Origin of the sequence: Enterobacter sp. RCC_40, from assembly GCF_041360735.1 — a bacterium.
GTDB lineage: Bacteria > Pseudomonadota > Gammaproteobacteria > Enterobacterales > Enterobacteriaceae > Enterobacter > Enterobacter ludwigii.
Map to the genome: position 1 here is coordinate 317140 of NZ_JBFUPR010000003.1, position 24892 is coordinate 342031.

At 55.8% G+C, this 24892-nt stretch carries 24 protein-coding genes and 1 pseudogene; 17 read left to right on the forward strand and 8 right to left on the reverse strand.

What is annotated here, in order from left to right; all coding sequences use genetic code 11:
* The first annotated feature begins 22 nt into the window (after positions 1-22).
* The gene (gene nhaR, locus AB6731_RS13800) at positions 23-922 is read left to right on the forward strand and encodes a transcriptional activator NhaR (protein WP_014168572.1); all 900 of its coding nucleotides are present in this window, start codon (positions 23-25) and stop codon (positions 920-922) included.
* A gap of 59 nt (positions 923-981) precedes the next feature.
* On the opposite strand, the gene rpsT is transcribed toward nhaR, so the two are convergent.
* A complete protein-coding gene (gene rpsT, locus AB6731_RS13805; RefSeq protein WP_008502037.1) occupies positions 982-1245 on the reverse strand; it encodes a 30S ribosomal protein S20 in 264 nt (87 codons plus the stop codon).
* A gap of 102 nt (positions 1246-1347) precedes the next feature.
* Here rpsT and AB6731_RS13810 point away from each other — a divergent pair.
* From AB6731_RS13810 to AB6731_RS13845, 8 genes and pseudogenes are all read left to right on the forward strand, one after another.
* Positions 1348-1566, forward strand: a pseudogene (locus tag AB6731_RS13810) (DUF2575 domain-containing protein).
* Positions 1567-1573: 7 nt separating this feature from the next.
* Positions 1574-2512 carry a bifunctional riboflavin kinase/FAD synthetase gene (gene ribF / locus AB6731_RS13815; RefSeq protein WP_014168574.1) on the forward strand — a complete coding sequence of 313 codons (939 nt, stop codon included), beginning with the start codon at positions 1574-1576 and terminating at the stop codon, positions 2510-2512.
* Between the two features lie 34 nt (positions 2513-2546).
* Complete coding sequence (gene ileS / locus AB6731_RS13820) at positions 2547-5363, forward strand: isoleucine--tRNA ligase (RefSeq protein ID WP_106503718.1); 2817 nt, start codon at positions 2547-2549, stop codon at positions 5361-5363.
* Positions 5363-5863, forward strand: a complete 501-nt coding sequence (gene lspA, locus AB6731_RS13825) for a signal peptidase II (RefSeq protein WP_020882545.1) — start codon at positions 5363-5365, stop codon at positions 5861-5863. Before ileS ends, lspA begins: the two co-directional genes overlap by 1 nt.
* 92 nt (positions 5864-5955) lie before the next feature.
* Entirely contained in the window at positions 5956-6405 is a 450-nt protein-coding gene (gene fkpB / locus AB6731_RS13830; protein WP_020882546.1) for an FKBP-type peptidyl-prolyl cis-trans isomerase, read from the forward strand.
* Position 6406: 1 nt separating this feature from the next.
* Entirely contained in the window at positions 6407-7357 is a 951-nt protein-coding gene (gene ispH / locus AB6731_RS13835; protein ID WP_020882547.1) for a 4-hydroxy-3-methylbut-2-enyl diphosphate reductase, read from the forward strand.
* A 158-nt stretch (positions 7358-7515) separates the two neighbouring features.
* Positions 7516-8070 carry a glucose-6-phosphate isomerase family protein gene (locus AB6731_RS13840; RefSeq protein ID WP_050737508.1) on the forward strand — a complete coding sequence of 185 codons (555 nt, stop codon included), beginning with the start codon at positions 7516-7518 and terminating at the stop codon, positions 8068-8070.
* The gene (locus tag AB6731_RS13845) at positions 8063-8833 is read left to right on the forward strand and encodes a glucose-6-phosphate isomerase family protein (protein ID WP_371006483.1); all 771 of its coding nucleotides are present in this window, start codon (positions 8063-8065) and stop codon (positions 8831-8833) included. Before AB6731_RS13840 ends, AB6731_RS13845 begins: the two co-directional genes overlap by 8 nt.
* Before the next feature lie 26 nt (positions 8834-8859).
* Here the strand turns inward: AB6731_RS13845 and AB6731_RS13850 are convergent, their stop codons facing one another.
* From AB6731_RS13850 to AB6731_RS13870, 5 genes are read right to left on the reverse strand one after another with little or no spacing between them, the layout of a single operon-like run.
* Positions 8860-9678: a PTS system mannose/fructose/sorbose family transporter subunit IID gene (locus AB6731_RS13850; RefSeq protein WP_059306837.1), complete on the reverse strand. Its 819-nt coding sequence runs from the start codon at positions 9676-9678 to the stop codon at positions 8860-8862.
* A complete protein-coding gene (locus AB6731_RS13855) occupies positions 9678-10475 on the reverse strand; it encodes a PTS mannose/fructose/sorbose/N-acetylgalactosamine transporter subunit IIC (RefSeq protein WP_371006507.1) in 798 nt (265 codons plus the stop codon). Before AB6731_RS13855 ends, AB6731_RS13850 begins: the two co-directional genes overlap by 1 nt.
* A gap of 10 nt (positions 10476-10485) precedes the next feature.
* Complete coding sequence (locus tag AB6731_RS13860; protein WP_047743385.1) at positions 10486-10980, reverse strand: PTS sugar transporter subunit IIB; 495 nt, start codon at positions 10978-10980, stop codon at positions 10486-10488.
* A 9-nt stretch (positions 10981-10989) separates the two neighbouring features.
* Positions 10990-11418 (reverse strand): PTS sugar transporter subunit IIA, encoded by a 429-nt coding sequence (locus tag AB6731_RS13865; RefSeq protein ID WP_025205457.1) that lies wholly within the window; start codon positions 11416-11418, stop codon positions 10990-10992.
* A 2-nt stretch (positions 11419-11420) separates the two neighbouring features.
* Complete coding sequence (locus AB6731_RS13870; protein WP_371006484.1) at positions 11421-13163, reverse strand: class I mannose-6-phosphate isomerase; 1743 nt, start codon at positions 13161-13163, stop codon at positions 11421-11423.
* 188 nt (positions 13164-13351) lie between these two features.
* On the opposite strand from AB6731_RS13870, the gene AB6731_RS13875 reads away from it, so the two are divergent.
* The 8 genes from AB6731_RS13875 (at position 13352) to folA (ending at position 23620) form a co-directional block, all read left to right on the forward strand.
* The gene (locus AB6731_RS13875) at positions 13352-14359 is read left to right on the forward strand and encodes a LacI family DNA-binding transcriptional regulator (protein ID WP_073397157.1); all 1008 of its coding nucleotides are present in this window, start codon (positions 13352-13354) and stop codon (positions 14357-14359) included.
* 133 nt (positions 14360-14492) lie between these two features.
* A complete protein-coding gene (gene dapB / locus AB6731_RS13880; protein ID WP_032679609.1) occupies positions 14493-15314 on the forward strand; it encodes a 4-hydroxy-tetrahydrodipicolinate reductase in 822 nt (273 codons plus the stop codon).
* Between the two features lie 454 nt (positions 15315-15768).
* The gene (gene carA, locus AB6731_RS13885) at positions 15769-16917 is read left to right on the forward strand and encodes a glutamine-hydrolyzing carbamoyl-phosphate synthase small subunit (protein ID WP_020882556.1); all 1149 of its coding nucleotides are present in this window, start codon (positions 15769-15771) and stop codon (positions 16915-16917) included.
* An 18-nt stretch (positions 16918-16935) separates the two neighbouring features.
* Positions 16936-20160 (forward strand): carbamoyl-phosphate synthase large subunit, encoded by a 3225-nt coding sequence (gene carB / locus AB6731_RS13890; RefSeq protein WP_014168589.1) that lies wholly within the window; start codon positions 16936-16938, stop codon positions 20158-20160.
* Positions 20161-20298: 138 nt separating this feature from the next.
* A complete protein-coding gene (locus AB6731_RS13895) occupies positions 20299-20532 on the forward strand; it encodes a YgdI/YgdR family lipoprotein (RefSeq protein WP_010427047.1) in 234 nt (77 codons plus the stop codon).
* 105 nt (positions 20533-20637) lie between these two features.
* The gene (gene kefF / locus AB6731_RS13900; protein WP_020882557.1) at positions 20638-21168 is read left to right on the forward strand and encodes a glutathione-regulated potassium-efflux system oxidoreductase KefF; all 531 of its coding nucleotides are present in this window, start codon (positions 20638-20640) and stop codon (positions 21166-21168) included.
* On the forward strand, positions 21161-23026 hold the full coding sequence (gene kefC / locus AB6731_RS13905) for a glutathione-regulated potassium-efflux system protein KefC (RefSeq protein WP_232947305.1): 1866 nt from the start codon (positions 21161-21163) through the stop codon (positions 23024-23026). Before kefF ends, kefC begins: the two co-directional genes overlap by 8 nt.
* A 114-nt stretch (positions 23027-23140) precedes the next feature.
* Positions 23141-23620 carry a type 3 dihydrofolate reductase gene (folA, locus tag AB6731_RS13910; RefSeq protein ID WP_008502023.1) on the forward strand — a complete coding sequence of 160 codons (480 nt, stop codon included), beginning with the start codon at positions 23141-23143 and terminating at the stop codon, positions 23618-23620.
* Positions 23621-23659: 39 nt separating this feature from the next.
* On the opposite strand, the gene apaH is transcribed toward folA, so the two are convergent.
* Together apaH and apaG are read right to left on the reverse strand one after the other, a co-directional pair.
* The gene (apaH, locus tag AB6731_RS13915) at positions 23660-24508 is read right to left on the reverse strand and encodes a bis(5'-nucleosyl)-tetraphosphatase (symmetrical) ApaH (RefSeq protein ID WP_025205445.1); all 849 of its coding nucleotides are present in this window, start codon (positions 24506-24508) and stop codon (positions 23660-23662) included.
* 4 nt (positions 24509-24512) lie between these two features.
* Positions 24513-24890, reverse strand: coding sequence for a Co2+/Mg2+ efflux protein ApaG (gene apaG / locus AB6731_RS13920; protein ID WP_014168594.1), 378 nt, complete (start codon positions 24888-24890; stop codon positions 24513-24515).
* Positions 24891-24892: the final 2 nt, after the last annotated feature.

Here is a 24892-nt window from a genome sequence, read left to right on the forward strand (position 1 = left end):
ACGATCAGGGAGCGAAGACACGATGTCTCATTTGAATTACAACCACCTTTACTACTTCTGGCACGTCTATAAGCAGGGCTCGGTCGTGGGGGCGGCAGAGGCGCTCTACCTGACGCCGCAGACCATCACCGGGCAAATCAAGGCGCTGGAAGAGCGGCTACAGGGCAAGCTCTTTAAGCGCAAGGGCCGTGGGATTGAGCCAAGTGAGCTGGGCGAACTGGTTTTCCGCTATGCGGATAAAATGTTCACCTTAAGCCAGGAGATGCTGGATATCGTTAACTACCGCAAAGAGTCAAACCTGCTCTTTGACGTCGGCGTGGCGGATGCGTTGTCAAAACGGCTGGTCAGCGGCGTGCTGGATGCGGCGGTGGTCGAAGATGAGCAAATCCACCTGCGCTGTTTTGAATCCACGCACGAGATGCTGCTGGAGCAGCTGAGCCAGCATAAGCTGGATATGATTATCTCGGACTGCCCGATCGACTCTACGCAGCAGGAAGGGCTGTTCTCGGTGAAGATTGGCGAATGCGGGGTCAGCTTCTGGTGCATTAACCCGCCGCCGGAAAAACCGTTTCCTGCCTGTCTGGAGGAGCGTCGTTTGCTGGTGCCAGGCCGGCGCTCCATGCTTGGGCGTAAACTGCTGAACTGGTTTAACTCTCAGGGACTGAAGGTGGAGATCCTCGGCGAGTTTGACGATGCTGCGCTAATGAAAGCCTTTGGTGAGGCGCATAACGCCATCTTCGTTGCACCGACGCTGTACGTGCACGATCTCTATTCAGATAACAAGATTACGGAGATTGGCCGGGTCGATAACGTGATGGAGGAGTATCACGCGATATTTGCAGAAAGGATGATTCAACACCCGGCGGTACAGCGCATCTGTAACCGCGACTACTCGGCGCTGTTTACGCCACCGGCAATCTGAAGATATAAAAAAACCCGCGTTAAGCGGGTTCTTTTAAAACAAGCAACAACAAGTGGCGATTAAGCCAGTTTGTTGATCTGCGCGGTCAGGTTTGCTTTATGACGCGCTGCTTTGTTTTTGTGGATCAGACCTTTAGCAGCCTGACGATCCACGATTGGTTGCATTTCATTAAATGCGTTCTGCGCAGCAGCTTTGTCGCCAGCTTCGATAGCTGCGTATACTTTCTTGATGAAAGTACGCATCATAGAGCGACGGCTTGCATTGTGCTTACGAGCCTTTTCAGACTGGATAGCACGTTTCTTAGCTGATTTGATATTAGCCAAGGTCCAACTCCCAAATATGATCTATGTGGACAATTCAAAGGCCGAGGAATATGCCCTCTATACCTTCTTTTGTCAATGGATTTGTGCAAATAAGCGCCGTTGATTGGCGACGCTACGTTACGTAGTGATGGCGCAGGATTCTACCAGCTTGTCGCTCGTGAATACAGCTTTTCGGCACAAAAAACGCAGTTCACGGGCAGATTTTTTTGCTGTGAAAGGTCAGCCTGATGAAATCATTACGGCTTTCTGTTTTGCGCGAACAATCGCCGGTTAACCTTAACCGCTGTACAAGGTATACTTTGGCGATTTTCACTGTTTTGAGCCAGACATGAAGCTGATACGCGGCATACATAATCTCAGCAGAGCACCGCACGGGTGCGTGCTGACCATTGGTAATTTCGACGGCGTGCATCGTGGTCATCAGGCGCTGCTGCAGGGATTGCGTAAAGAAGGGGAGGCGCGTGGCCTGCCCGTTGTAGTGATGATTTTTGAGCCGCAGCCGCTGGAGCTGTTTGCCGGCGATAAATCACCGGCTCGCCTCACTCGCCTGCGCGAGAAGTTGCGCTACCTTGCAGAGTCCGGGGTGGACTACGTATTGTGCGTGCGTTTCGATCGCCGCTTTGCCGCGCTCACAGCACAAAATTTCGTCAGTGACCTGCTGGTCAGGCGCCTTGGCGTGCAGTTTTTGGCCGTGGGGGATGATTTCCGCTTTGGCGCTGGTCGTCAGGGCGATTTCTTGCTATTACAGAAGGCTGGCCTTGAGTACGGCTTTGATGTCACCAGCGCAATGACCTTTTGCGAAGGCGGCGTCCGGGTTAGCAGCACTGCGGTGCGTCAGGCGCTGGCCAACGATGAACTGGATACGGCGGAAACGCTGCTGGGGCATCCGTTTAGCATTTCAGGCCGTGTGGTCCATGGCGATGCGCTGGGCCGCACCATAGGTTTCCCGACGGCGAATATACCGCTACGTCGTCAGGTCTCCCCGGTTAAAGGGGTATATGCGGTGGAAGTGGCTGGTCTGGGCGATAAACCGTATTTCGGTGTCGCCAATATTGGCACGCGTCCTACAGTCGCCGGTGTCCGTCAACAATTAGAAGTGCACCTGCTGGACGTTGTAATGGACCTTTATGGTCGCCATATAGATGTGATACTGCGTAAAAAAATACGCAATGAGCAGCGATTTGCTTCGCTGGATGAACTAAAGGCGCAAATCGCGCGAGATGAATTAACGGCCCGCGAGTTTTTTGGGCGAGTAAACCCGGCTTAAATGCCTACGTGAAAAATACGGAACCGAGAATCTGATGAGTGACTATAAATCAACCCTGAATTTGCCGGAAACAGGGTTCCCGATGCGCGGCGATCTCGCCAAGCGCGAACCGGGAATGCTGGCGCGTTGGACCGATGATGACCTGTACGGCATCATCCGTGCAGCCAAAAAAGGCAAAAAAACCTTCATTCTGCATGATGGCCCTCCATATGCGAATGGCAGCATTCATATTGGTCACTCTGTAAACAAGATTCTGAAAGACATTATCGTGAAGTCCAAAGGCCTCGCGGGATATGACTCGCCTTACGTTCCGGGCTGGGACTGCCATGGTCTGCCAATTGAACTGAAAGTTGAGCAAGAGTTTGGTAAGCCGGGTGAGAAGTTTACCGCGGCAGAATTCCGCGCAAAATGTCGCGAATACGCGGCTACGCAGGTTGACGGTCAGCGCCAGGACTTTATCCGCCTGGGCGTGCTGGGTGACTGGTCACGTCCGTACCTGACCATGGACTTCAAAACCGAAGCCAACATCATCCGTGCGCTGGGTAAAATCATCGGTAACGGCCATCTGCACAAAGGCGCGAAGCCGGTGCACTGGTGCGTGGACTGCCGTTCTGCGCTGGCAGAAGCGGAAGTGGAGTATTACGACAAAACCTCTCCGTCTATCGACGTGGCCTTCCACGCGGTCGATCAGGAGGCGGTGAAAGCCAAATTTGGCGTGACCTCTGTCAACGGCCCCATCTCGCTGGTTATCTGGACTACCACCCCGTGGACGCTGCCAGCAAACCGCGCGATCTCCCTGTCCGGTGAGTTCGAGTACGCGCTGGTGCAGGTTGACGGTCAGGCGCTGATCCTGGCGAAAGATCTGGTCGAAAGCGTGCTGAAACGCGCGGACATCGCCGACTACACCGTGCTGGGCACCGTGAAAGGTGACGCGCTGGAGCTGATGCGCTTCAAACACCCGTTCCTGGACTTCGATGTGCCAGCGATTCTGGGCGATCACGTGACGCTGGATGCGGGTACCGGTGCGGTACATACCGCCGGTGGCCACGGTCCTGACGACTACAGCATCAGCCTGAAATACGGTCTTGAAATCGCTAACCCGGTTGGTCCTGACGGCTCTTACCTGCCTGGCACCTACCCGGCGCTGGACGGTATCAACGTCTTCAAAGCGAACGACATCATCGTTGACATGCTGCGCACCAGCGGCGCGCTGCTGCACGTTGAGAAAATGCAGCACAGCTATCCGTGCTGCTGGCGTCACAAATCACCGATCATCTTCCGTGCGACCCCACAGTGGTTCATCAGCATGGATCAGAAAGGCCTGCGCGAGCAGTCCCTGAAAGAGATCAAAGGCGTGCAGTGGATCCCGGACTGGGGTCAGGCGCGTATCGAATCCATGGTCGCTAACCGTCCTGACTGGTGTATCTCCCGTCAGCGTACCTGGGGCGTGCCAATGTCTCTGTTCGTGCACAAAGAGACACAGGAACTGCACCCGAACACTCTGGCACTGATGGAGGAAGTCGCGAAGCGTGTAGAAGTTGACGGCATTCAGGCATGGTGGGATCTCGATTCCCGCGACATCCTGGGCGCTGATGCAGACAACTACGAGAAAGTGCCTGATACCCTGGACGTGTGGTTTGACTCCGGTTCAACGCACGCGTCTGTTGTTGACGTGCGCCCGGAATTTGCCGGCCACGCGGCAGATATGTATCTGGAAGGTTCTGACCAACACCGTGGCTGGTTCATGTCATCGCTGATGATTTCCACCGCCATGAAAGGTAAAGCACCGTATCGCCAGGTGCTGACCCACGGTTTCACCGTGGATGGTCAGGGCCGTAAGATGTCTAAATCGATCGGTAACACCGTCTCTCCGCAGGACGTGATGAACAAACTGGGCGCGGACATTCTGCGTCTGTGGGTTGCTTCTACCGACTATACCGGCGAAATGGCGGTGTCGGACGAGATCCTGAAACGTGCTGCCGACAGCTATCGTCGTATCCGTAACACCGCGCGCTTCCTGCTGGCGAACCTGAACGGGTTCGATCCGCTAAAAGATATGGTGAAACCAGAAGAGATGGTGGTGCTGGATCGCTGGGCGGTAGGCTGCGCGAAAGCGGCACAGGAAGATATCCTGAAGGCTTACGAATCTTACGATTTCCACGAAGTGGTGCAGCGCCTGATGCGCTTTTGCTCCATCGAGATGGGCTCGTTCTACCTCGACATCATCAAAGACCGCCAGTACACCGCGAAAGCGGACAGCGTGGCGCGTCGTAGCTGCCAGACTGCGCTGTTCCACATCGCAGAAGCGCTGGTTCGCTGGATGGCACCGATCATGTCCTTCACCGCAGATGAAATCTGGGGTTACCTGCCAGGCGACCGTGAGAAGTATGTCTTCACCGGCGAGTGGTATGAAGGTCTGTTCGATCTCTCCAGCACCGAAGCGATGAACGATGCCTTCTGGGACGAGCTGCTGAAAGTGCGTGGCGAAGTGAACAAGGTTATCGAGCAGGCGCGTGCAGACAAGAAAGTCGGCGGCTCGCTGGAAGCGGCAGTTACCCTGTACGCCGAGCCAGAGCTGGCGGCGAAACTGACGGCGCTGGGCGATGAATTACGATTTGTCCTGTTGACCTCCGGTGCGAAAGTTGCGGATTATGCCCAGGCGTCTGCTGATGCACAGCAGAGCGAACTGCTCAAAGGACTGAAAGTCGCACTGAGCAAAGCCGAAGGTGATAAATGCCCGCGTTGCTGGCATTACACCACTGATGTCGGCCAGGTGGCGGAACACGCAGATATCTGCGGACGCTGTGTCAGCAACGTCGCCGGTGACGGCGAGAAACGTAAGTTTGCCTGATGAGTAAAACTCTCTGTTCAACAGGACTGCGCTGGCTGTGGCTGGTGGTGGTAGTGCTGATTATCGATCTGGGCAGCAAGTTCCTGATCCTCCAGAATTTTGCTCTGGGGGAGACGGTGTCGCTGTTCCCGTCGCTTAACCTGCATTACGCACGTAACTACGGTGCGGCGTTTAGTTTCCTTGCTGACAGCGGTGGCTGGCAGCGCTGGTTCTTTGCAGGTATCGCTATCGGTATCTGTGTGGTGCTATCGCTGCTGATGTACCGTTCGAAGGCAACACAAAAGCTAAATAACATCGCCTATGCGCTGATTATCGGTGGCGCGCTGGGCAACCTGTTTGATCGCCTGTGGCATGGCTTTGTGGTCGATATGATCGACTTCTATGTCGGCGACTGGCACTTCGCGACCTTTAACCTCGCCGACAGCGCAATTTGCATCGGCGCGGCGTTAATCGTGCTGGAAGGCTTCTTGCCGAACGCGGCCGCGAAGAAACAGGCTTAAATGTAAATGCCGGGTGGCGCATGCGCCCCCGGCCTACAGAATGTCTGGCCTGCCGTCTCTTACCGGTGGGTCAAAACAAGCGAGCAATTTGCATGTCTAAATCCGTACAGAGCAACAGCGCGGTTCTCGTTCATTTCACGCTGAAACTGGATGATGGCTCCACGGCTGAATCCACCCGCAATAACGGCAAACCCGCCCTGTTTCGTCTCGGCGACACCTCCCTGTCTGAAGGTCTTGAGCAACAGCTGCTTGGCCTGAAAGAAGGCGAGAAAAAGGCATTTTCGCTGGAGCCGGATGCCGCGTTTGGCGTGCCAAGCCCGGACCTTGTTCAGTACTTCTCGCGCCGCGAGTTTATGGATGCAGGTGAGCCGGAAATCGGGGCGATCATGCTCTTTACCGCTATGGATGGCAGCGAAATGCCTGGCGTGATCCGCGAAATCAATGGTGACTCCATCACCGTTGACTTCAACCATCCGCTTGCCGGGCGCACCGTCCATTTTGATATTGAAGTGCTGGAGATCGATCCGGTACTGGAGGCCTGAAATGCAGATCCTGTTGGCTAACCCGCGCGGCTTTTGCGCCGGTGTAGACCGCGCTATCAGCATTGTTGAAAACGCGCTCGAGATTTACGGCGCGCCGATTTATGTGCGTCACGAAGTGGTGCATAACCGTTATGTCGTCGACAGCCTGCGCGAGCGTGGCGCGATCTTCATTGAGCAGATCAGCGAAGTGCCTGACGGCGCGATCCTGATTTTCTCCGCGCACGGGGTTTCTCAGGCGGTGCGTAATGAAGCGAAAAGCCGCGATCTGACCGTGTTCGACGCCACCTGCCCATTAGTGACCAAAGTGCACATGGAAGTGGCGCGCGCCAGCCGTCGTGGTGAAGAGTCGATCCTGATTGGCCATGCCGGCCACCCGGAAGTCGAAGGTACCATGGGCCAGTACAGCAACCCGGAAGGGGGGATGTACCTGGTGGAGTCGCCGGAAGATGTGTTTACGCTGAACGTCAAAAATGAAACGCGTCTCTCGTTTATGACCCAGACGACGCTCTCCGTTGACGATACGTCGGACGTGATTGACGCCCTGCGCCAGCGCTTCCCGAAAATCGTCGGCCCGCGTAAGGACGACATTTGCTACGCCACCACCAATCGCCAGGAAGCGGTGCGTGCTCTGGCTGAACAGGCGGACGTGGTGCTGGTTGTCGGTTCGAAAAATTCCTCTAACTCCAACCGTCTGGCTGAACTTGCGCAGCGAATGGGGAAAGCGGCCTATCTGATTGATGATTCCAGCGATATCCAGGAAGCGTGGGTGAAAAACGTGGCCTGTGTCGGGGTAACCGCCGGCGCCTCGGCTCCGGATATCCTGGTGCAGAACGTGATTTCCCGTCTGCAGGAACTGGGCGGCGGCGAAGCGGTCCCGCTGGAAGGACGCGAAGAGAATATTGTTTTCGAGGTCCCGAAAGAGCTGCGTATCGACGCACGCGAAGTCGAGTAAGTTTCCTCGCGCATGACCCGAATGCCGGCCACGTCAGTGGCCGGCATTTTTATCGCTGATTAACTGTGATTCACCTGACACATTGCGCCTTTGATGCGCAGGTTAATCGTTTAAATTGTTATGCTGGGCGGGTTGTTCTCCTCGGGCCGGAGAAGACGATGACTTCAGATATTATCCTGCCGCCTCTGGTGGCCTGGGCCAGTGGTACACTTGCCCGCGGCGCACTTATTCTTAAATCCACACGCCTTGCCGATCTCAATGGTTTGTTTGCCGATCGAGACGCCTGGGCACAATGCGATCCGCATCAGACGGTGTATGACGTCGAAATGCTGGAATCGCCTGCACAGGAAGGGGCGTTGTTTGTCGGCGTTACCCATTTACATGCAGGTAAAATTGGCCGGGAATTTTTTATGACCCGCGGCCATTTTCATCAACGTCGTGAACAGGGCGAAGTCTATTTTGGACTGCGGGGAAGTGGCCTGCTTTTACTCCAGACGACATCCGGCGAAACCCGTCTGGAGTGCGTGATGCCGGGATCCGTCCATATTATTGCGCCTTTTACCGCCCACCGTTTAATCAATACCGGTGAGACCACGCTCTCTTCACTCGCGGTCTGGCCCGCCGTCGCCGGACACGACTATGCCGCGTTACCCGATGGTTTTGCCGTGCGGGTATTGGCCACTGACGGTGGCTGGGAGGTTCAGAATGGATAACTTTGGGCTGGACATGACCATCAGCCAGCACCCGCTGGGGTTCAGCTACGGTGAGGACGTCACTGGCCCGATGCCAGAGATCCGTACGCTTGATGAGATCCGCGCGTCGTTACGGGATCCTGACTGCTCAGGCCCGGAAGACGTTTATGCTATTGCGATGGATGTCGCCCGTCTGGCAGACCGGCAGGAGCTGAAAAAACGCATGCTGCTGTTTGGGGTCGTGACCTACGCGACGGGAACGCTGGGTGAAGAGCCGATCCGCAGCCAGGGGCATGTTCACCGTAAAAGCCGTCACAGCGGCTGGTCTCCGCCCGAGCTGTATGAAATCTGGCAGGGGCGCGCCATTATCTATATGCAGGAGTATGTTGCGGACGATCCCGGGCGCTGTTTCGCCGTACTGGCCGGGCCGGGTGAAAAGGTGCTGGTTCCGCCTGGCTGGGGGCATGCCACTATCTCTGCCTCGCCGGATGAACCGCTGACCTTCGGTGCGTGGTGCGACAGGGAATATGGTTTTGAATATGAAGCCGTGCGGGCGCGTAAAGGACTGGCCTGGTATCCGCTGCTGCAGGGGAGCCATATCATCTGGCAGCACAACACGCATTATCTGCCGGGGCGGCTACAGATGATCACACCGCGTCGCTACAGCGAATTCGGCCTGACGGATGAGCCTGTCTATACGCAATTTATTGCCGATCCTGCTCGCTTTCAGTTTATCTCTCGCCCGGATAAAGTGGCCGAACTGTGGCATAACTTCCACCCATAAAAAACCGGGGCATTGCCCCGGCTGTCTTATCCGGCAAACAGACCTGACGCGACGCCCAGCGCCGCCAGCGCAAGCAGCACAATCATGGCCCTGACCGGGGAGACGCCACGTTTTGCCATCAGATACCAGGTGCCCAGAACCACCAGAAGCGGTAATAGCTGCGGGAAGATACCGTCAAGCATCTGCTGAACATGGATGTTAACCCCGTCACGGGTGATAAATTCCAGTCCGGTGCCCAGCTTAACGTAGCTTGCCGCCACGCCGCCCATCACAAATACACCCAGCAGAGACAAAGCTTCGCGCAGTCGCGTTGACTTGCTGCTCACCAGCATCTCGACCGACCCTGAGCCCATCTGATAGCCTTTCAGAAACAGAAACCAGGATCCCGGGATAATGATGGCCAGCCAGGCGACGGTGTAGAACAACGGGCCAAGAACATTTCCTCCGGCGGCAAGCGCCATACCGATGCTCAGCAAAATGGGGATCAGCATGCCGGGGATCATTGAGTCACCAATCCCCGCGATTGGTCCCATCAGCCCCACCTTCAGGGTATTGATCGTTTCGCCATCAATGGGCTCGCCGTTGGCTTTTTTCTCTTCCAGCCCAAGCGCCATACCGTTTACGATGGCACCGATCTGCGGCTCCGTGTTGTAAAACGAGGCGTGGCGGCGCAGCATCTCGGTGCGCTGGGCGGCATCCGGGTAGAGTTTTTGGGCGACCGGTAACATGCTCAGACAGAAGCCGAACGATTCCAGACGCTCGAAGCTCATCGAAGAGAGGTTATGCATCATCCACGCTCGCCAGCAGCGGCGCAGATCTTTTCGGGTCAGTTTACGGTCTTCCATCAGAATTCATCCTCATCGTCGGCGGGCCTACCCGGCGTGACAGCCTGCGGCGCTTCCGGCTTGTAGTTGTAATGAATTAACGCCAGCAGGGCGCCCACAATCACCAGCGCCACCATGTTGAGCTTCAGGAACACAATGCATATGAATCCCACCAGGAAGTAGATCAGCATGCTGTAGCTTTTGATGATCTGCTTAAGCAGGATGGCGATCCCAACGGCCGGTAAGATGCCCCCCAGCACGTTCATGGTCGAAAGCACGATGCCGGGCAGACTGTCCATAAACCCGCTGATGTACTGCGCGCCAAAATAGACGGCGATGAACGTCGGCACAAAGCGCAGAGCAAAGTTCATCACCTGCGGCCAGACCGCGCTGTTAAGATAAATTCCGCGCTCATCCCCGCGCTCAAGCGCCACGTCGGCGCGGTGGTTCCAGAACGAGTTCAATACCATCATGGCGTTAAACAGTATCGTTCCGGCAATGCCAATGGTCGCCGCCAGCGCCACGGCCACCTCTGGCCCTTTGCCCGACAGAATCCCCAGCGCGATAGCAGGATAAGCGACAAAATTGAGATCGGCAGGCATTGAACCGCCGGGGGTGACCATCGCGATATAAACGGCCTGCACCGCCACACCAATCATGATCCCGGTTTTAACGTCGCCCAGAATCAGGCCCACCAGCATCCCCGAAACCAGCGGACGGGAGATGAGATACCAGCCGCCCGTCAGGCCAAACAGCCAGGGACTACTGAGTGCACCGAGATAGCAAAGCAGACCGATGAGAGAAGCTTCGAAAATCATCATGCGCTCCTTATTTCAGTTTTTGCCGGGCGTCCTGCCAGCTGTAAAAACTGGCATCGGGCACCAGACGAAACTCGATGGCATGCCCCTGTTCAGTCAGCCAGTCAAAGGCTGCTGCCTCCTCTGGCGTTACGGACTGATTAGGGCCAATGGTGGTGGTGTTGGCGCGGGCACTCATTGGCCCGACGTTAATTTTGCCATTGCCGCTCTTCAGGCTTATGCCTGCCTGTTCAAGACGTTGCAGGGTGACAGGCGATTTGCCAATCACGAAGTAGCGCTTATCGCTGGCAATCACTTTCGGCAGCTTTTCGATGGCGGTCAGGGTATCGAACAGCCACACTCTGGTATCTGACACCGCGCCTTTCATTACCGACGAGAGCAGCGGATCGGCCGCGACGGCATCGTCAATTGCCACGATGCCATCACAGGGCAGCTCTTTGGCCCAGCGCGTGACGAGCTGCCCGTGAATCACCCGGTCGTCAATACGTACAAACGAAATGCTCATATAAGCTCCTTAGAAATCGTCGTTCTGGGCGGATTCCACCCGTTTTGCCTGAACCAGGGTGGGCTGCGTTAATTCGATGAGCTGCGCCGCGGCGGCATGGACATCCCGGGCCATCAGAATGTCGTCGGTGAGCAAGAGCATGGGGAAGTTGACTCCTGCCACCACGGCGACCGGCGGATGCGTCTGGGGATTAAACGCGTATTCACAGGCCACATTCCACGGCGTTCCGCTCTGCATATCGCACAGGACGACGATGCCGTCTGCGCCCGCACCTGCGCGGTGGTATGCCGCAGCGAAATCACGGCGAAACCCCGCTATGCCAGCCTGTGCGTTCAGACATACCGCCTGTCGATGAGGAAGATCGCCATACACCATTTTTCCGCTTTCCAGCAGGGCGGTGGCCAGCGGGCCGTGTGTCGCCACAATAATGTGAATCATGGTTAACCTCTTACCCAGGCTTTAATGGTGGCAATGGATTTACCGCAGCTCGGCCCTGACGGAGAAATACGGTATTCGCCTGCGTCAGCGGGGACGATAAACGTTTCTGCGTAGTGCACGACGAACGGGGCGAATGCGCCGCCGGGGCTGTCTACCGTCGCCTCTTCACCTTCAACAAGATTAAGGACATTCACGCCTCCGTGGGGGGAGTGCGTCACCGGTTCACTGAACCAGTGGCGACGCGTTTCGATGAATTCACGCTCGTGAAGCCCGGTCCGCTCTTCGCGCCAGCCGGTGCCTTCGCCGAGGGGTTCACACTGATTCACAAGATGCTGTTCGACCCACTTCGTATCGCGTTGCCAGTCGATCACCTTTTCGCCATGCGCCAGATGAACCGGGCGGGGCTGCCCATCCATTCCCAGTCGTCCCCAGTCCCAGAGCTTGAAGGTGAAAATGTAAGGCGTGGCGCTGATCTCAAGTACCACGGTTCCTGCTCCAGAACAGTGAACCGTACCGGCGGGGATCAAAAAATGATCGTGCTTGTTCGCCGCAAGATGATTGACGAAGCGGGCGTCGTCGAACGGCTTTTCACCGCGGCTGGCCCGTCTGAGGTCGTCCATCATCGCTTCGGGCCGGGTACCCGTTCGGGTCCCCAGATACACCTGAGCCCCTGGCTCTGCCTCAAGGATGTAATAGCTCTCATCCTGGGTGTAATGCATACCAAAATGCTGCTGTATGTACTCCGTGGTCGGATGTACCTGAAAACTCAGGTTCTGCCCGCCGAGGGTATCAAGCAGGTCAAAGCGGATGGGAAATTCCGCGCCAAAACGGGCATGCACTTTTTCACCCAGCAGCGCCCGGGGGTGCAGCAGCACCAAATCCTGAGAGGGGATCTCGATCCGCACCGCGCCGTAACGAAGCAACAGGCTGTTTTCCTCGGGCACGCAGTCAAAACACCATGCGTAGTTAGGCGCAGAGGGATCGAGATCGAATTTCTGTTTCATCCATTGTCCGCCCCAGATGCCGGGGTCGAAAAAGGGCACTACACGAAAAGGACGTTGGGTGGTGTGTTGCAACCCGGCGCGCAGCGCATCGCCGCCGACCATCGCCGGATTATCCGCCTGGGTGGTATCCAGGAGATAATCAGTACGCCGTAGCAGCGGGGTTTTGTGACGATCGAATACGCGCCATTCAATGAAAAAGGCGCGTTTGTAGCGACGCAAAATATCCTCGTGTTGGTTCGCCGCGCCCCAGTTAGCCAGTTCACCGCTGCGCATGCGCTGCTGGATCTCCCAGCGCGGTAAATCGGCGTAGACCAGAATATCGCCTGCATTAACCAGCGCGGCACCCGGCCCGTAAATAACGATTATCCCTTCGCGGCACCGTTCGACCTGCGCCTGCAACGCCTCGCGTTTCACCGGGTCGATGAATTCCTCGAGCTGGTGGCAGGAGAGCACGCCGAAGACGCGGTCGTCAGTGAGATGTCGGGCCAGCAACCCGCTTAAAGCATGTTCGTCGAGACGCATCTGTTCGGCATTGAGCGTCAGCGTGGCCCCCAATGCTGGCAGCAGTTTTGTCTCCAGTTCCTCCAGCCTGACGCCGGGGTAGCAGTCAATGACCAGCACGGTTCGTGTATATTGACCCGCTCTGTGGTTAAGCTCGCGCACAACCGCGTCCCAGCCCTGCCAGGCACAATCGTCATACCCCTCTACTGCGACTTCCGGGAATTTATCGTAAGTTGCCATCTTTTCTCTCCGTCTTCGTTGCTTAAGGTTATTCGATTAACCTTGTTTGGGAAGGGTGATTAACGCGATTAACCCGCCAGTTCTGGCGATAAGTGGCGAAAAGGCGGCCATTATGTGAAGGGGCTCACGCGCAAAAGTGCAAAATTGAGGTTATTCGATTAATCTGATGTGAACGACAAGGAGCGATCATGACGGGTATCACGCTGGCTGATGTGGCAAAACGCGCCGGGGTTTCAACCGCCACCGTATCAATGGTGCTGTGTAATAAAGGGCGGATCTCGCAACGGACCCGGGAGCGCGTACTTCAGGCGCTGGATGAATCGGGCTATGTTTACAATCAGACGGCAGCCAACCTGCGAAACCGCAGCAGTAATCAGGTGGGGCTCCTGTTGCATGACATCACGAACCCTTTTTATGGCGAAATGACGGCAGGTCTAAGCCATGAGATGGAACGCCACGACCTTCTGCTGTTTCTGGCAAACAGCGAAGAGTCGTCCGAGCGACAGCAAAAGTTTGTGGATTCGCTGATGCGTAACAACGTCTGTGGCATGGTGCTGTGTGCCGCGCGAGAAACCCCGCAGGCCTTTTTCGATGGTCTTAAGCGACGCAATATTCCGGCAATTATGGTCGTGCGACCGCTAAGCGATCCGGACTTTGATTTTGTGGGAACCGATAACTTCCTTGGCACGCAAATGGCGACAGAGCATCTTCTGAGGATGGGGCATCGTCAGATTGCCTTTATCGGCGGTAGCCTGAATTCGGGGTCTCGCGCTCAGCGTATCGGCGGATTTACCAGTAAATTACTGGAGTATGGTGTGACGCCGAATCCCGAATGGATCGTCACCTCACAGGCAAGCCAGAGTGATGGCGCGCGCGTGGCGGAAGCGTTGTTGATGAACCATCCGCAGATTACCGCGGCAGTATGTTACCAGGACATTGTTGCCCTTGGCGTTATGCAGTGTTTACGCAAAATGGGACGCGAGCCGGGACGTCATTTTGCCCTGGTGGGCTTTGACGATATTACCGAGGCCGGGCTGGTACAGCCTGCACTGACTACCGTCTCCGTTGCCGCGAAGGAGATAGGACGTAAGGCCGGCGAGTTGCTTTTCAGCCGGATACAGGGGAACCGGGAGCCGGCGAAACGCATTATTTTACCGCCCGCGCTGGTGGTCCGCGAATCGTGCGGTTTTCGCTGAAGATTATGCCTTTTGCTGATATTTCTTCCTGTTTATCATTAAATTCTAATTATCGTCGTTTTCAGTTGGCAGCATCTGCAAAGGCTGGTTAATCTGAAAACGGTTTACATCATTTTAACGTAAGAGAATAACTATGCATGATGCACAGATCCGTGTCGCCATTGCGGGCGCGGGTGGACGTATGGGTCGCCAGCTGATTCAGGCGGCACTACAGATGGATGGCGTGGCACTGGGCGCGGCGCTGGAGCGTGACGGCTCATCGTTGCTTGGCGCTGACGCGGGTGAGCTGGCGGGTGCGGGTAAGACAGGCGTTATCGTGCAGAGCAGCCTGGAGGCGGTAAAAGATGACTTTGATGTGTTCATCGATTTTACCCGTCCGGAAGGCACGCTCACGCATCTGGCATTTTGCCGTCAGCACGGTAAAGGAATGGTGATCGGCACCACCGGTTTTGATGATGCCGGGAAGCAGGCCATTCAGGATGCCTCACACGAGATTGCGATTGTCTTCGCCGCAAACTTTAGCGTGGGGGTGAACGTCATGCTGAAGCTGCTGGAGAAGGCAGCGAAGGTCATGGGCAGTTATACCGACATTGAGATTGTTGAAGCGCACCATCGTTATAAAGTCGACGCGCCATCCGGTACGGCGCTGGCGATGGGGGAAGCGATTGCTCATGCACTGGATAAAGATTTGAAAGACTGCGCGGTCTACACCCGTGAAGGGCACACCGGTGAACGTGTTCCCGGCACGATTGGTTTTGCTACCGTCCGCGCGGGCGATATCGTCGGCGAACATACGGCGATGTTCGCCGATATTGGGGAACGCGTCGAGATTACGCATAAGGCATCCAGCCGGATGACGTTTGCAAATGGCGCTGTACGCTCCGCCTTGTGGTTAAAAGGCAAGGGAAATGGTCTTTTTGATATGCGAGATGTGCTCGATCTCAACAATTTGTAACCGTTATTACCCATCGTGATGTGGTTATTGCAGTCGTAATGCTTTGATTGCATAGGGCAATATTTTATTGCCCTTTTATTTTATGTCTTTCATCATCATTTCATGAATTTACACACTAAAGTTCATCTCTTCTTCGTGTTTTGTGTTATCTGAATGTAAATTTTGACCGTCTGGTCCACTTTTTGATGCCACGAAGCTGTCTTTCCCATTAAACTTGCCGCGCAAGCGTTTCCCGCAGTGATTTACCTGATCTTTTTGCCGCTTAAGCTCTCCTGGCTCTCTCAGGCTCGCAAAAGAATATGACAAATCTCCGTTTTAAGTTGACTTTTAGCCACCAAATCCCCAGAATGCCGCCGTTTGCCAAAAATCCGCTGGCAACACATTTGCATTGATTCATGACGCGGTTATGAATTAATATGCAAATAAAGTGAGTGAATATTCTCTGGAGGGTGTTTTGATTAAGTCAGCGCTATTGGTTCTGGAAGACGGAACCCAGTTTATCGGTCGGGCCATAGGGGCAACGGGTTCGGCGGTTGGGGAAGTCGTTTTCAATACTTCAATGACCGGTTATCAAGAAATCCTCACTGATCCTTCCTATTCTCGCCAAATCGTTACTCTTACTTATCCTCATATCGGCAATGTCGGCACCAATGCTGCTGACGAAGAATCCTCTCAGGTACATGCGCAAGGCCTGGTCATTCGCGACCTGCCGCTGATTGCCAGCAACTACCGCAATACCGAGGACCTCTCTTCCTACCTGAAGCGCCATAACATCGTGGCGATTGCTGATATCGATACCCGTAAGCTGACGCGTCTGCTGCGCGAGAAGGGTGCACAAAACGGTTGTATCATCGCAGGAGATAACCTCGATGCAGCCCTGGCGCTGGAAAAAGCGAAAGCTTTCCCGGGTCTGAACGGCATGGACCTGGCGAAAGAAGTGACCACAGCAGAAGCCTACAGCTGGACGCAGGGAAGCTGGACGCTGGCGGGAGACCTGCCGGAAGCGAAAAAAGAGAGCGACCTGCCATTCCACGTGGTGGCGTACGATTTTGGTGCCAAGCGCAACATCCTGCGTATGCTGGTCGACCGCGGCTGCCGCCTGACGGTTGTCCCGGCGAAAACCTCTGCTGAAGAGGTACTGAAGATGAATCCGGACGGTATCTTCCTGTCCAACGGTCCTGGCGACCCGGCACCGTGCGATTACGCTATCGACGCCATCAAATCCTTCCTGGAAACCGATATCCCGGTATTCGGCATCTGTCTGGGTCATCAGCTGCTGGCGCTGGCGAGCGGTGCTAACACAGTGAAGATGAAGTTCGGTCACCACGGTGGGAACCACCCGGTGAAAGATATTGATAACAACACGGTAATGATTACGGCACAGAACCACGGCTTCGCAGTGGATGAGGCGTCAATGCCTGCTAACCTGCGCGTGACCCACAAGTCTCTGTTCGATGGCACCCTGCAGGGGATTCATCGTACCGATAAGCCAGCGTTCAGCTTCCAGGGCCACCCTGAAGCCAGCCCGGGCCCGCACGATGCCGCGCCGCTGTTCGATCACTTCATCGAACTTATTGAGCAATACCGTAAGACCGCTAAATAATCAGGAGCCGAGAAGACCATGCCAAAACGTACAGACATAAAAAGCATCCTGATCCTTGGCGCTGGCCCGATTGTGATCGGCCAGGCCTGCGAATTCGACTACTCCGGTGCCCAGGCGTGTAAAGCCCTGCGCGAAGAGGGTTACCGCGTTATCCTGGTGAACTCTAACCCGGCCACCATCATGACTGACCCGGAAATGGCAGATGCAACCTACATCGAGCCGATTCACTGGGAAGTGGTACGCAAAATCATCGAAAAAGAGCGTCCGGACGCGGTTCTGCCTACCATGGGCGGCCAGACGGCGCTGAACTGCGCGCTGGAGCTGGAACGTCAGGGCGTGCTGGAAGAGTTCGGCGTGACCATGATTGGTGCGACAGCCGATGCCATTGATAAAGCTGAAGACCGTCGTCGCTTCGACGTGGCGATGAAGAAAATCGGCCTCGACACCGCGCGTTCCGGTATCGCACATACCATGGAAGAAGCGCTGGCCGTGGCGGCTGACGTTGGTTATCCGTGCATCATCCGTCCATCCTTCACCATGGGTGGCACCGGCGGCGGTATCGCCTACAACCGCGAAGAGTTCGAAGAGATTTGTGAACGCGGTCTGGATCTCTCCCCCACCAAAGAGCTGCTGATTGATGAATCGCTGATTGGCTGGAAAGAGTACGAGATGGAAGTGGTGCGTGATAAAAACGACAACTGCATCATCGTCTGCTCCATCGAAAACTTCGATGCGATGGGTATCCACACCGGCGACTCCATCACCGTAGCGCCAGCCCAGACGCTGACCGACAAAGAGTATCAAATCATGCGTAACGCCTCGATGGCGGTACTGCGTGAAATCGGCGTAGAAACGGGTGGCTCTAACGTTCAGTTTGCCGTGAACCCGAAAAACGGTCGCCTGATTGTTATCGAAATGAACCCGCGTGTTTCTCGCTCCTCCGCGCTGGCCTCGAAAGCCACCGGCTTCCCGATTGCGAAAGTGGCCGCGAAACTGGCGGTGGGATATACCCTCGATGAGCTGATGAACGATATCACCGGTGGCCGCACTCCAGCGTCCTTCGAGCCGTCCATCGACTACGTTGTGACCAAGATCCCTCGCTTTAACTTCGAGAAGTTTGCCGGCGCAAACGACCGTCTGACCACGCAGATGAAATCTGTTGGCGAAGTGATGGCGATTGGGCGTACTCAGCAGGAATCCCTGCAGAAAGCGCTGCGCGGCCTGGAAGTGGGGGCCACGGGTTTTGACCCGAAAGTGAGCCTGGAAGACCCTGAAGCGCTGACCAAAATTCGCCGCGAGCTGAAGGACGCAGGCGCAGAGCGTATCTGGTACATCGCCGATGCGTTCCGTGCTGGCCTCTCTGTTGATGGCGTGTTCAACCTGACCAACATCGACCGCTGGTTCCTGGTGCAGATTGAAGAGCTGGTACGTCTGGAAGAAAGAGTCGCGGACCTGGGCATCAATGGCCTGGACGCTGACTTCCTGCGCGTACTGAAGCGTAAAGGCTTCGCCGATGCGCGTCTGGCCAAACTGGCGGGCGTACGTGAAGCGGAAATCCGCAAGCTGCGTGACCAGTATGACCTGCACCCGGTCTACAAACGCGTGGATACCTGTGCAGCGGAGTTCGCGACCGACACGGCTTACATGTACTCCACGTATGAAGATGAGTGTGAAGCGAATCCGTCCGTCGACCGCGACAAGATTATGGTGCTGGGCGGCGGTCCTAACCGTATCGGCCAGGGCATCGAGTTTGACTACTGCTGCGTTCACGCCTCCCTGGCACTGCGCGAAGACGGTTACGAGACCATCATGGTCAACTGTAACCCGGAAACCGTGTCGACCGACTACGATACCTCCGACCGCCTCTACTTTGAGCCGGTAACGCTGGAAGATGTGCTGGAAATCGTGCGTATCGAGAAGCCTAAAGGCGTTATCGTGCAATACGGTGGCCAGACCCCACTGAAACTGGCGCGCGCGCTGGAAGCCGCTGGTGTGCCGGTTATCGGTACCAGCCCGGATGCAATCGACCGTGCAGAAGACCGTGAACGTTTCCAGCAGGCGGTTGACCGTCTGAAGCTGAAACAGCCGGCCAATGCCACCGTCACCGCTATCGAGATGGCTGTTGAGAAGGCGAAAGAGATTGGCTACCCGCTGGTGGTACGCCCTTCGTACGTGCTGGGCGGCCGCGCGATGGAAATCGTCTACGACGAAGCTGACCTGCGTCGCTACTTCCAGACGGCAGTGAGCGTGTCCAACGATGCGCCGGTTCTGCTTGACCGCTTCCTCGACGATGCCGTCGAAGTGGATGTGGATGCCATCTGTGACGGCGAAATGGTGCTGATTGGCGGTATCATGGAGCACATCGAACAGGCAGGCGTTCACTCCGGTGACTCCGCATGTTCCCTGCCAGCGTACACCCTGAGCCAGGAAATTCAGGACGTGATGCGCCAGCAGGTGCAGAAGCTGGCCTTCGAACTGCAGGTTCGCGGTCTGATGAACGTCCAGTTCGCTGTCAAAGACAACGAAGTCTACCTGATTGAAGTGAACCCGCGCGCAGCACGTACCGTACCGTTCGTCTCCAAAGCTACCGGTGTTCCGCTGGCGAAAGTGGCGGCGCGCGTGATGGCGGGCCAGACGCTGGCACAGCAGGGCGTGACGAAAGAAATTATCCCACCGTACTACTCGGTGAAAGAAGTGGTGCTACCGTTCAACAAATTCCCGGGCGTCGACCCGCTGTTAGGGCCAGAAATGCGTTCTACCGGGGAAGTGATGGGCGTGGGCCGCACCTTCGCAGAAGCGTTCGCGAAGGCGCAGTTAGGCAGTAACTCCACCATGAAAAAATCTGGCCGTGCGCTGCTCTCAGTTCGCGAAGGCGATAAAGAGCGCGTGGTTGACCTGGCGGCTAAGCTGCTGAAACAGGGCTTCGAGCTGGATGCAACCCACGGCACGGCCATTGTGCTGGGTGAAGCGGGCATTAATCCGCGTCTGGTGAACAAGGTGCATGAAGGTCGTCCGCACATTCAGGATCGCATCAAGAATGGCGAATACACCTACATCATTAACACCACCGCAGGTCGTCAGGCGATTGAAGACTCCAAGCTGATTCGCCGCAGCGCGCTGCAGTACAAAGTGCATTACGACACCACCCTGAACGGTGGTTTTGCCACCGCGATGGCACTGAACGCTGATGCCACCGAGAAGGTGATTTCCGTTCAGGAAATGCACGCTCAGATTAACAAGTAAGCCAACATACCCGGCAGTATTCGCTGCCGGGTATTATTCCCACCTTCAGAACCTTCTGGTTTTCCAACCGCATTCAGTCAGTTAGCCTAAAATGGTTAGGTCGATAACGAAATTCAACTGAGAGCAGGGGAAAACACCATGCAAAATAAACTTCTGATCGCGTCCGTTCTGGCTGCCACCGCCATGTTTACCGTTGCGGGCTGTTCATCTAATCAGGCAGTAAAAACCACGGATGGCCGTACGATAGTGACTGACGGTAAGCCGCAGGTCGATGATGACACCGGTCTGGTTTCCTATAAAAACGCCGAAACGGGTCAAACTGAACAGATCAACCGTGACCAGGTGAAATCCATGGGCGAACTGGATAACTAGTTCAGATTTCTGACGTTAGCCCGTCAATAATATTCACTATTAGCCTGTTGAATTACTGACTACACTCTTTTGGTAAAAGAAGGCAGTAAAACAACAGGCTAATTAATGATTCTGATAATTTACGCACATCCGTATCCGCATCACTCGCATGCAAATAAACGGATGCTTGAGCAGGTAAGGACGCTTGATAACGTAGAGATACGTTCCCTCTATCAACTTTATCCCGATTTTAATATCGATATCGCCGCCGAACAGGAGGCGCTCTCTCGTGCCGATTTAATTATCTGGCAGCATCCGATGCAATGGTACAGCACCCCTCCGCTCCTCAAACTGTGGATCGATAAAGTCTTTTCCCACGGCTGGGCGTATGGCCACAACGGTCACGCGCTTAAAGGCAAAAGCCTGATGTGGGCCGTGACCACCGGCGGGGGAGAAAGCCACTTCGATATTGGTGCTTTCCCGGGCTTTGAGGTGCTGTCACAGCCGCTGCAGGCGACGGCGCTCTATTGTGGGCTGAACTGGCTCCCTCCTTTTGCGATGCACTGTACGTTCGTTTGCGATGATGAGACGTTGCAGGCGCAGGCACGCCATTATAAACAACGGTTACTTGAGTGGCAGGAGGCGAACAATGGATAGCCATACGCTGATACAGGCGCTGATTTACCTCGGCGCGGCTGCGCTGATTGTACCCGTGGCGGTACGTCTGGGGCTGGGTTCGGTGCTGGGTTACCTCATTGCCGGCTGTGTCATTGGACCGTGGGGCTTCCGTCTGGTGACCGATGCCGAGGCGATTCTCCATTTCGCTGAGATCGGCGTCGTGCTGATGCTGTTTGTAATTGGCCTGGAGCTGGATCCCCGGCGGTTATGGAAACTGCGCGCTTCGGTATTTGGTGGGGGAGCGTTGCAGATGGTGGCCTGTGGTCTGCTGCTGGGTGGGTTCTGTATCCTGCTGGGCATGGACTGGAAAGTCGCGACACTCATCGGCCTGACGCTGGCACTCTCCTCAACGGCCATTGCCATGCAGGCAATGAACGAGCGCAACCTGACGGTCTCTCAGATGGGGCGCAGCGCGTTTTCGGTGCTGCTGTTCCAGGATATTGCCGCCATCCCGCTGGTGGCGATGATCCCGCTGCTGGCCGCAAGCGGTGCCTCAACGACCATGGGAGCTTTTGCGCTTTCCGCGCTGAAAGTGGTTGGTGCCCTGGCGCTGGTTATTCTGCTTGGCCGCTACGTGACCCGTCCGTTGCTGCGCTTTGTCGCTCGCTCCGGCCTGCGTGAAGTTTTCAGTGCCGTTGCGCTGTTCCTGGTGTTTGGCTTTGGTCTGCTGCTCGAGGAAGCCGGCTTATCGATGGCTATGGGGGCGTTCCTGGCAGGGGTGCTGCTGGCCAGTTCTGAATATCGCCATGCGCTGGAAAGTGATATCGAGCCGTTTAAGGGATTGCTGCTGGGGCTGTTTTTCATCGGCGTGGGGATGTCTATCGACTTTGGCACGCTGGTAACGCATCCGCTGCGGATCCTCATCCTGCTGGTCGGTTTCCTGGTCATTAAGATGGGCATGCTGTGGCTGATAGCGCGTCCATTAAAGGTGCCCAACAAGCAGCGTCGTTGGTTTGCCGTACTGCTGGGGCAGGGGAGTGAGTTTGCATTCGTGGTCTTTGGCGCGGCGCAGATGGCCAACGTACTGGATGCTGAGTGGGCGAAAGCGCTGACGCTTGCCGTCGCACTGTCGATGGCCGCAACGCCTGTTCTGCTGGTGGTGCTGGCGCGTCTGGAAAAAACGGGGAGCGAGCAAGAACGCGAAGCCGACGAGATCGACGAGGAGCAGCCACGGGTGATCATCGCCGGGTTTGGTCGCTTCGGGCAGATCGTGGGCCGTTTGCTGTTGTCGAGCGGGGTCAAAATGGTGATCCTCGACCACGATCCCGACCATGTTGAGACCCTGCGGAAATTCGACATGAAAGTGTTTTACGGGGATGCAACGCGTGTCGATCTGCTGGAGTCCGCCGGGGCGGCGAAAGCGGAAGTGTTGATTAACGCGATCGACGATCCGGAGACCAGCATGCAGATGGTGGAGCTGGTCAAGGAACACTTCCCCGAGCTGACCATTATCTCCCGCGCCCGCGATGTGGATCACTACATCCGGCTGCGTCAGGCAGGTGTGGAGGCGCCAGAGCGTGAAACGTTCGAAGGTGCGCTCAAGTCTGGCCGGATGGCGCTGGAAAATCTGGGACTAGGGGCCTATGAAGCCCGTGAACGTGCGGACCTGTTCCGCCGCTTTAACACCGAGATGGTGGAAGAGATGGCGGCGATGGCGGGCAGCACGGCCACCGAGCGTGCAGCGGTGTTTAAACGCACCAGCGCGATGCTGACGGAAATCATTAACGAGGACCGCAATCACCTGTCGCTTATCCAGCGTCACGGCTGGCAGGGCACGGAAGAGGGCAAGCATACTGGCGATCCGGCGGACGAACCGGAGAGTAAACCTTCCGCGTGAAGTGGAGTTGCCAGCAATATTAAAAAATTTCTCTATCTTTACTCAGCCGCCAGTCGACGAAAGATTAAGCTTTCCGTATAGTGGCGGCAATTTTTTGCATCCGGGAAATTTTCAATGATCAGTCTGATTGCAGCGCTGGCGGTGGACCGTGTTATCGGTATGGAAAATGCCATGCCGTGGAACCTGCCTGCCGATCTCGCATGGTTTAAACGTACTACGTTAAACAAGCCGGTAGTGATGGGCCGCCTGACCTGGGAGTCGATTGGTCGTCCATTACCGGGCCGTAAAAATATCGTTATCAGTAGCCAGCCTGGCACTGACGATCGCGTCGAATGGGTGAAGTCCGTAGACGAGGCCATTGCCGCATGCGGTAATGCCGAGGAGATCATGGTGATTGGCGGTGGGCGTGTGTACGAACAGTTCCTGCCGAAAGCACAGAAGCTGTATCTGACCCATATTGATGCGGAAGTGGAAGGGGATACGCATTTCCCGGACTACGATCCTGATGAGTGGGAATCTGTCTTCAGTGAATTCCACGACGCGGATGCGCAGAACTCCCACAGCTACTGCTTCGAAATTCTGGAACGTCGCTAAGTGAATGTCCCTCTCCCTTCCGGGGGAGGGAAATCATCATCAGGAGGCAACGGCCTCGTCTTCCCCTAAGTCCAGCTGTCGGTTGGATGGCTGAACAAAGTACGTTTTATCTTCCCAGCGCAAGCAGGTTAACTCTCCACCCCAGCAGCAGCCGGTATCGAGACCGTAGATCCCCTCCGGTGTACCTTTCCCTTCAAGCGACGCCCAGTGGCCAAACACCACGTTATAGGCGTTGGTCACCGGACCGGGAATGGCAAACCACGGTTTAAGAGGCGCAGGGGCGCTTTCCGGTGTCTCTTTGCAATACATATCCAACTGCCCGTTCGGGAAGCAAAAACGCATGCGGGTGAAAGCGTTCGTAATAAAGCGCAGGCGGGCCAGACCGCTAAGATCTTCGCTCCAGTGATTCGGCATATCGCCGTACATCGCGTCGAGGAAGAAAGGATACGAGTCGCTTGCCAGCACCGCTTCAACGTCACGCGCACAGGTTTTCGCCGTCTCAAGATCCCACTGAGGGGTGATCCCGGCATGCGCCATGACCAGTTTTTTCTCTTCATCGATCTGCAGCAGCGGCTGGCGGCGTAGCCAGTTGATGAGAACATCCGCGTCCGGGGCTTCCAGCAAAGGCGAGAGACGATCTTTGGGTTTGTTGCGACTGATCCCGGCAAAGACGGCCAGCAAATGCAGATCGTGATTGCCCAGTACCATGCGCACGCTGTCGCCCAGTGATTTGACGAAGCGTAGAACGTCCAGCGAGCCAGGGCCACGCGCCACTAAATCGCCCGTCAGCCAGAGCGTATCTTGTCCAGGCGTAAAGTCGACCTGTTTTAACAATGCGATCAGTTCATCGTAGCAACCGTGAACGTCGCCAATCAGATATGTAGACATTAGATTAATGAATGAGTGTTGTAACGGCGAGACGGAACACAGGAATAGCAACGCGGAACACATTGCCATCGACGTCGACCATTTCGTAATGGCCCTGCATGGTGCCCAGCGGCGTTTCGATCACGGCACCGCTGGTATATTGATACTCTTCGCCAGGGTCGATGTGGGGCTGTTCACCAACCACACCTTCACCCTGAACTTCGATTTCGCGGCCGTTGCCGTTGGTGATAAGCCAGTAGCGCCCAAGCAGTTGCACAGGCATCCGCCCCAGATTGCGAATGGTCACGGTGTAAGCGAAGACAAAACGTTCTTCATCCGGTGAGGACTGGGATTCAACATAAACGCTTTGTACATGGACACATACGCGGGGCGAATCAATCATGG

Excerpts from the sequence above, each read along its gene's own strand:
- dapB (WP_032679609.1), top strand. The coding sequence starts at position 14,493 with ATGCATGATGCACAGATCCGTGTCGCCATTGCGGGCGCGGGTGGACGT.
- kefC (WP_232947305.1), top strand. The coding sequence starts at position 21,161 with ATGGATAGCCATACGCTGATACAGGCGCTGATTTACCTCGGCGCGGCT.
- lspA (WP_020882545.1), top strand. The coding sequence starts at position 5,363 with ATGAGTAAAACTCTCTGTTCAACAGGACTGCGCTGGCTGTGGCTGGTG.
- AB6731_RS13865 (WP_025205457.1), bottom strand. The coding sequence starts at position 11,418 with ATGATTCACATTATTGTGGCGACACACGGCCCGCTGGCCACCGCCCTG.
- AB6731_RS13845 (WP_371006483.1), top strand. The coding sequence starts at position 8,063 with ATGGATAACTTTGGGCTGGACATGACCATCAGCCAGCACCCGCTGGGG.
- apaH (WP_025205445.1), bottom strand. The coding sequence starts at position 24,508 with ATGTCTACATATCTGATTGGCGACGTTCACGGTTGCTACGATGAACTG.
- AB6731_RS13860 (WP_047743385.1), bottom strand. The coding sequence starts at position 10,980 with ATGAGCATTTCGTTTGTACGTATTGACGACCGGGTGATTCACGGGCAG.
- AB6731_RS13850 (WP_059306837.1), bottom strand. The coding sequence starts at position 9,678 with ATGGAAGACCGTAAACTGACCCGAAAAGATCTGCGCCGCTGCTGGCGA.
- fkpB (WP_020882546.1), top strand. The coding sequence starts at position 5,956 with ATGTCTAAATCCGTACAGAGCAACAGCGCGGTTCTCGTTCATTTCACG.
- ileS (WP_106503718.1), top strand. The coding sequence starts at position 2,547 with ATGAGTGACTATAAATCAACCCTGAATTTGCCGGAAACAGGGTTCCCG.
- AB6731_RS13855 (WP_371006507.1), bottom strand. The coding sequence starts at position 10,475 with ATGATTTTCGAAGCTTCTCTCATCGGTCTGCTTTGCTATCTCGGTGCA.
- ispH (WP_020882547.1), top strand. The coding sequence starts at position 6,407 with ATGCAGATCCTGTTGGCTAACCCGCGCGGCTTTTGCGCCGGTGTAGAC.
- folA (WP_008502023.1), top strand. The coding sequence starts at position 23,141 with ATGATCAGTCTGATTGCAGCGCTGGCGGTGGACCGTGTTATCGGTATG.
- ribF (WP_014168574.1), top strand. The coding sequence starts at position 1,574 with ATGAAGCTGATACGCGGCATACATAATCTCAGCAGAGCACCGCACGGG.
- nhaR (WP_014168572.1), top strand. The coding sequence starts at position 23 with ATGTCTCATTTGAATTACAACCACCTTTACTACTTCTGGCACGTCTAT.
- AB6731_RS13895 (WP_010427047.1), top strand. The coding sequence starts at position 20,299 with ATGCAAAATAAACTTCTGATCGCGTCCGTTCTGGCTGCCACCGCCATG.
- carB (WP_014168589.1), top strand. The coding sequence starts at position 16,936 with ATGCCAAAACGTACAGACATAAAAAGCATCCTGATCCTTGGCGCTGGC.
- apaG (WP_014168594.1), bottom strand. The coding sequence starts at position 24,890 with ATGATTGATTCGCCCCGCGTATGTGTCCATGTACAAAGCGTTTATGTT.
- AB6731_RS13840 (WP_050737508.1), top strand. The coding sequence starts at position 7,516 with ATGACTTCAGATATTATCCTGCCGCCTCTGGTGGCCTGGGCCAGTGGT.
- AB6731_RS13870 (WP_371006484.1), bottom strand. The coding sequence starts at position 13,163 with ATGGCAACTTACGATAAATTCCCGGAAGTCGCAGTAGAGGGGTATGAC.
- AB6731_RS13875 (WP_073397157.1), top strand. The coding sequence starts at position 13,352 with ATGACGGGTATCACGCTGGCTGATGTGGCAAAACGCGCCGGGGTTTCA.
- kefF (WP_020882557.1), top strand. The coding sequence starts at position 20,638 with ATGATTCTGATAATTTACGCACATCCGTATCCGCATCACTCGCATGCA.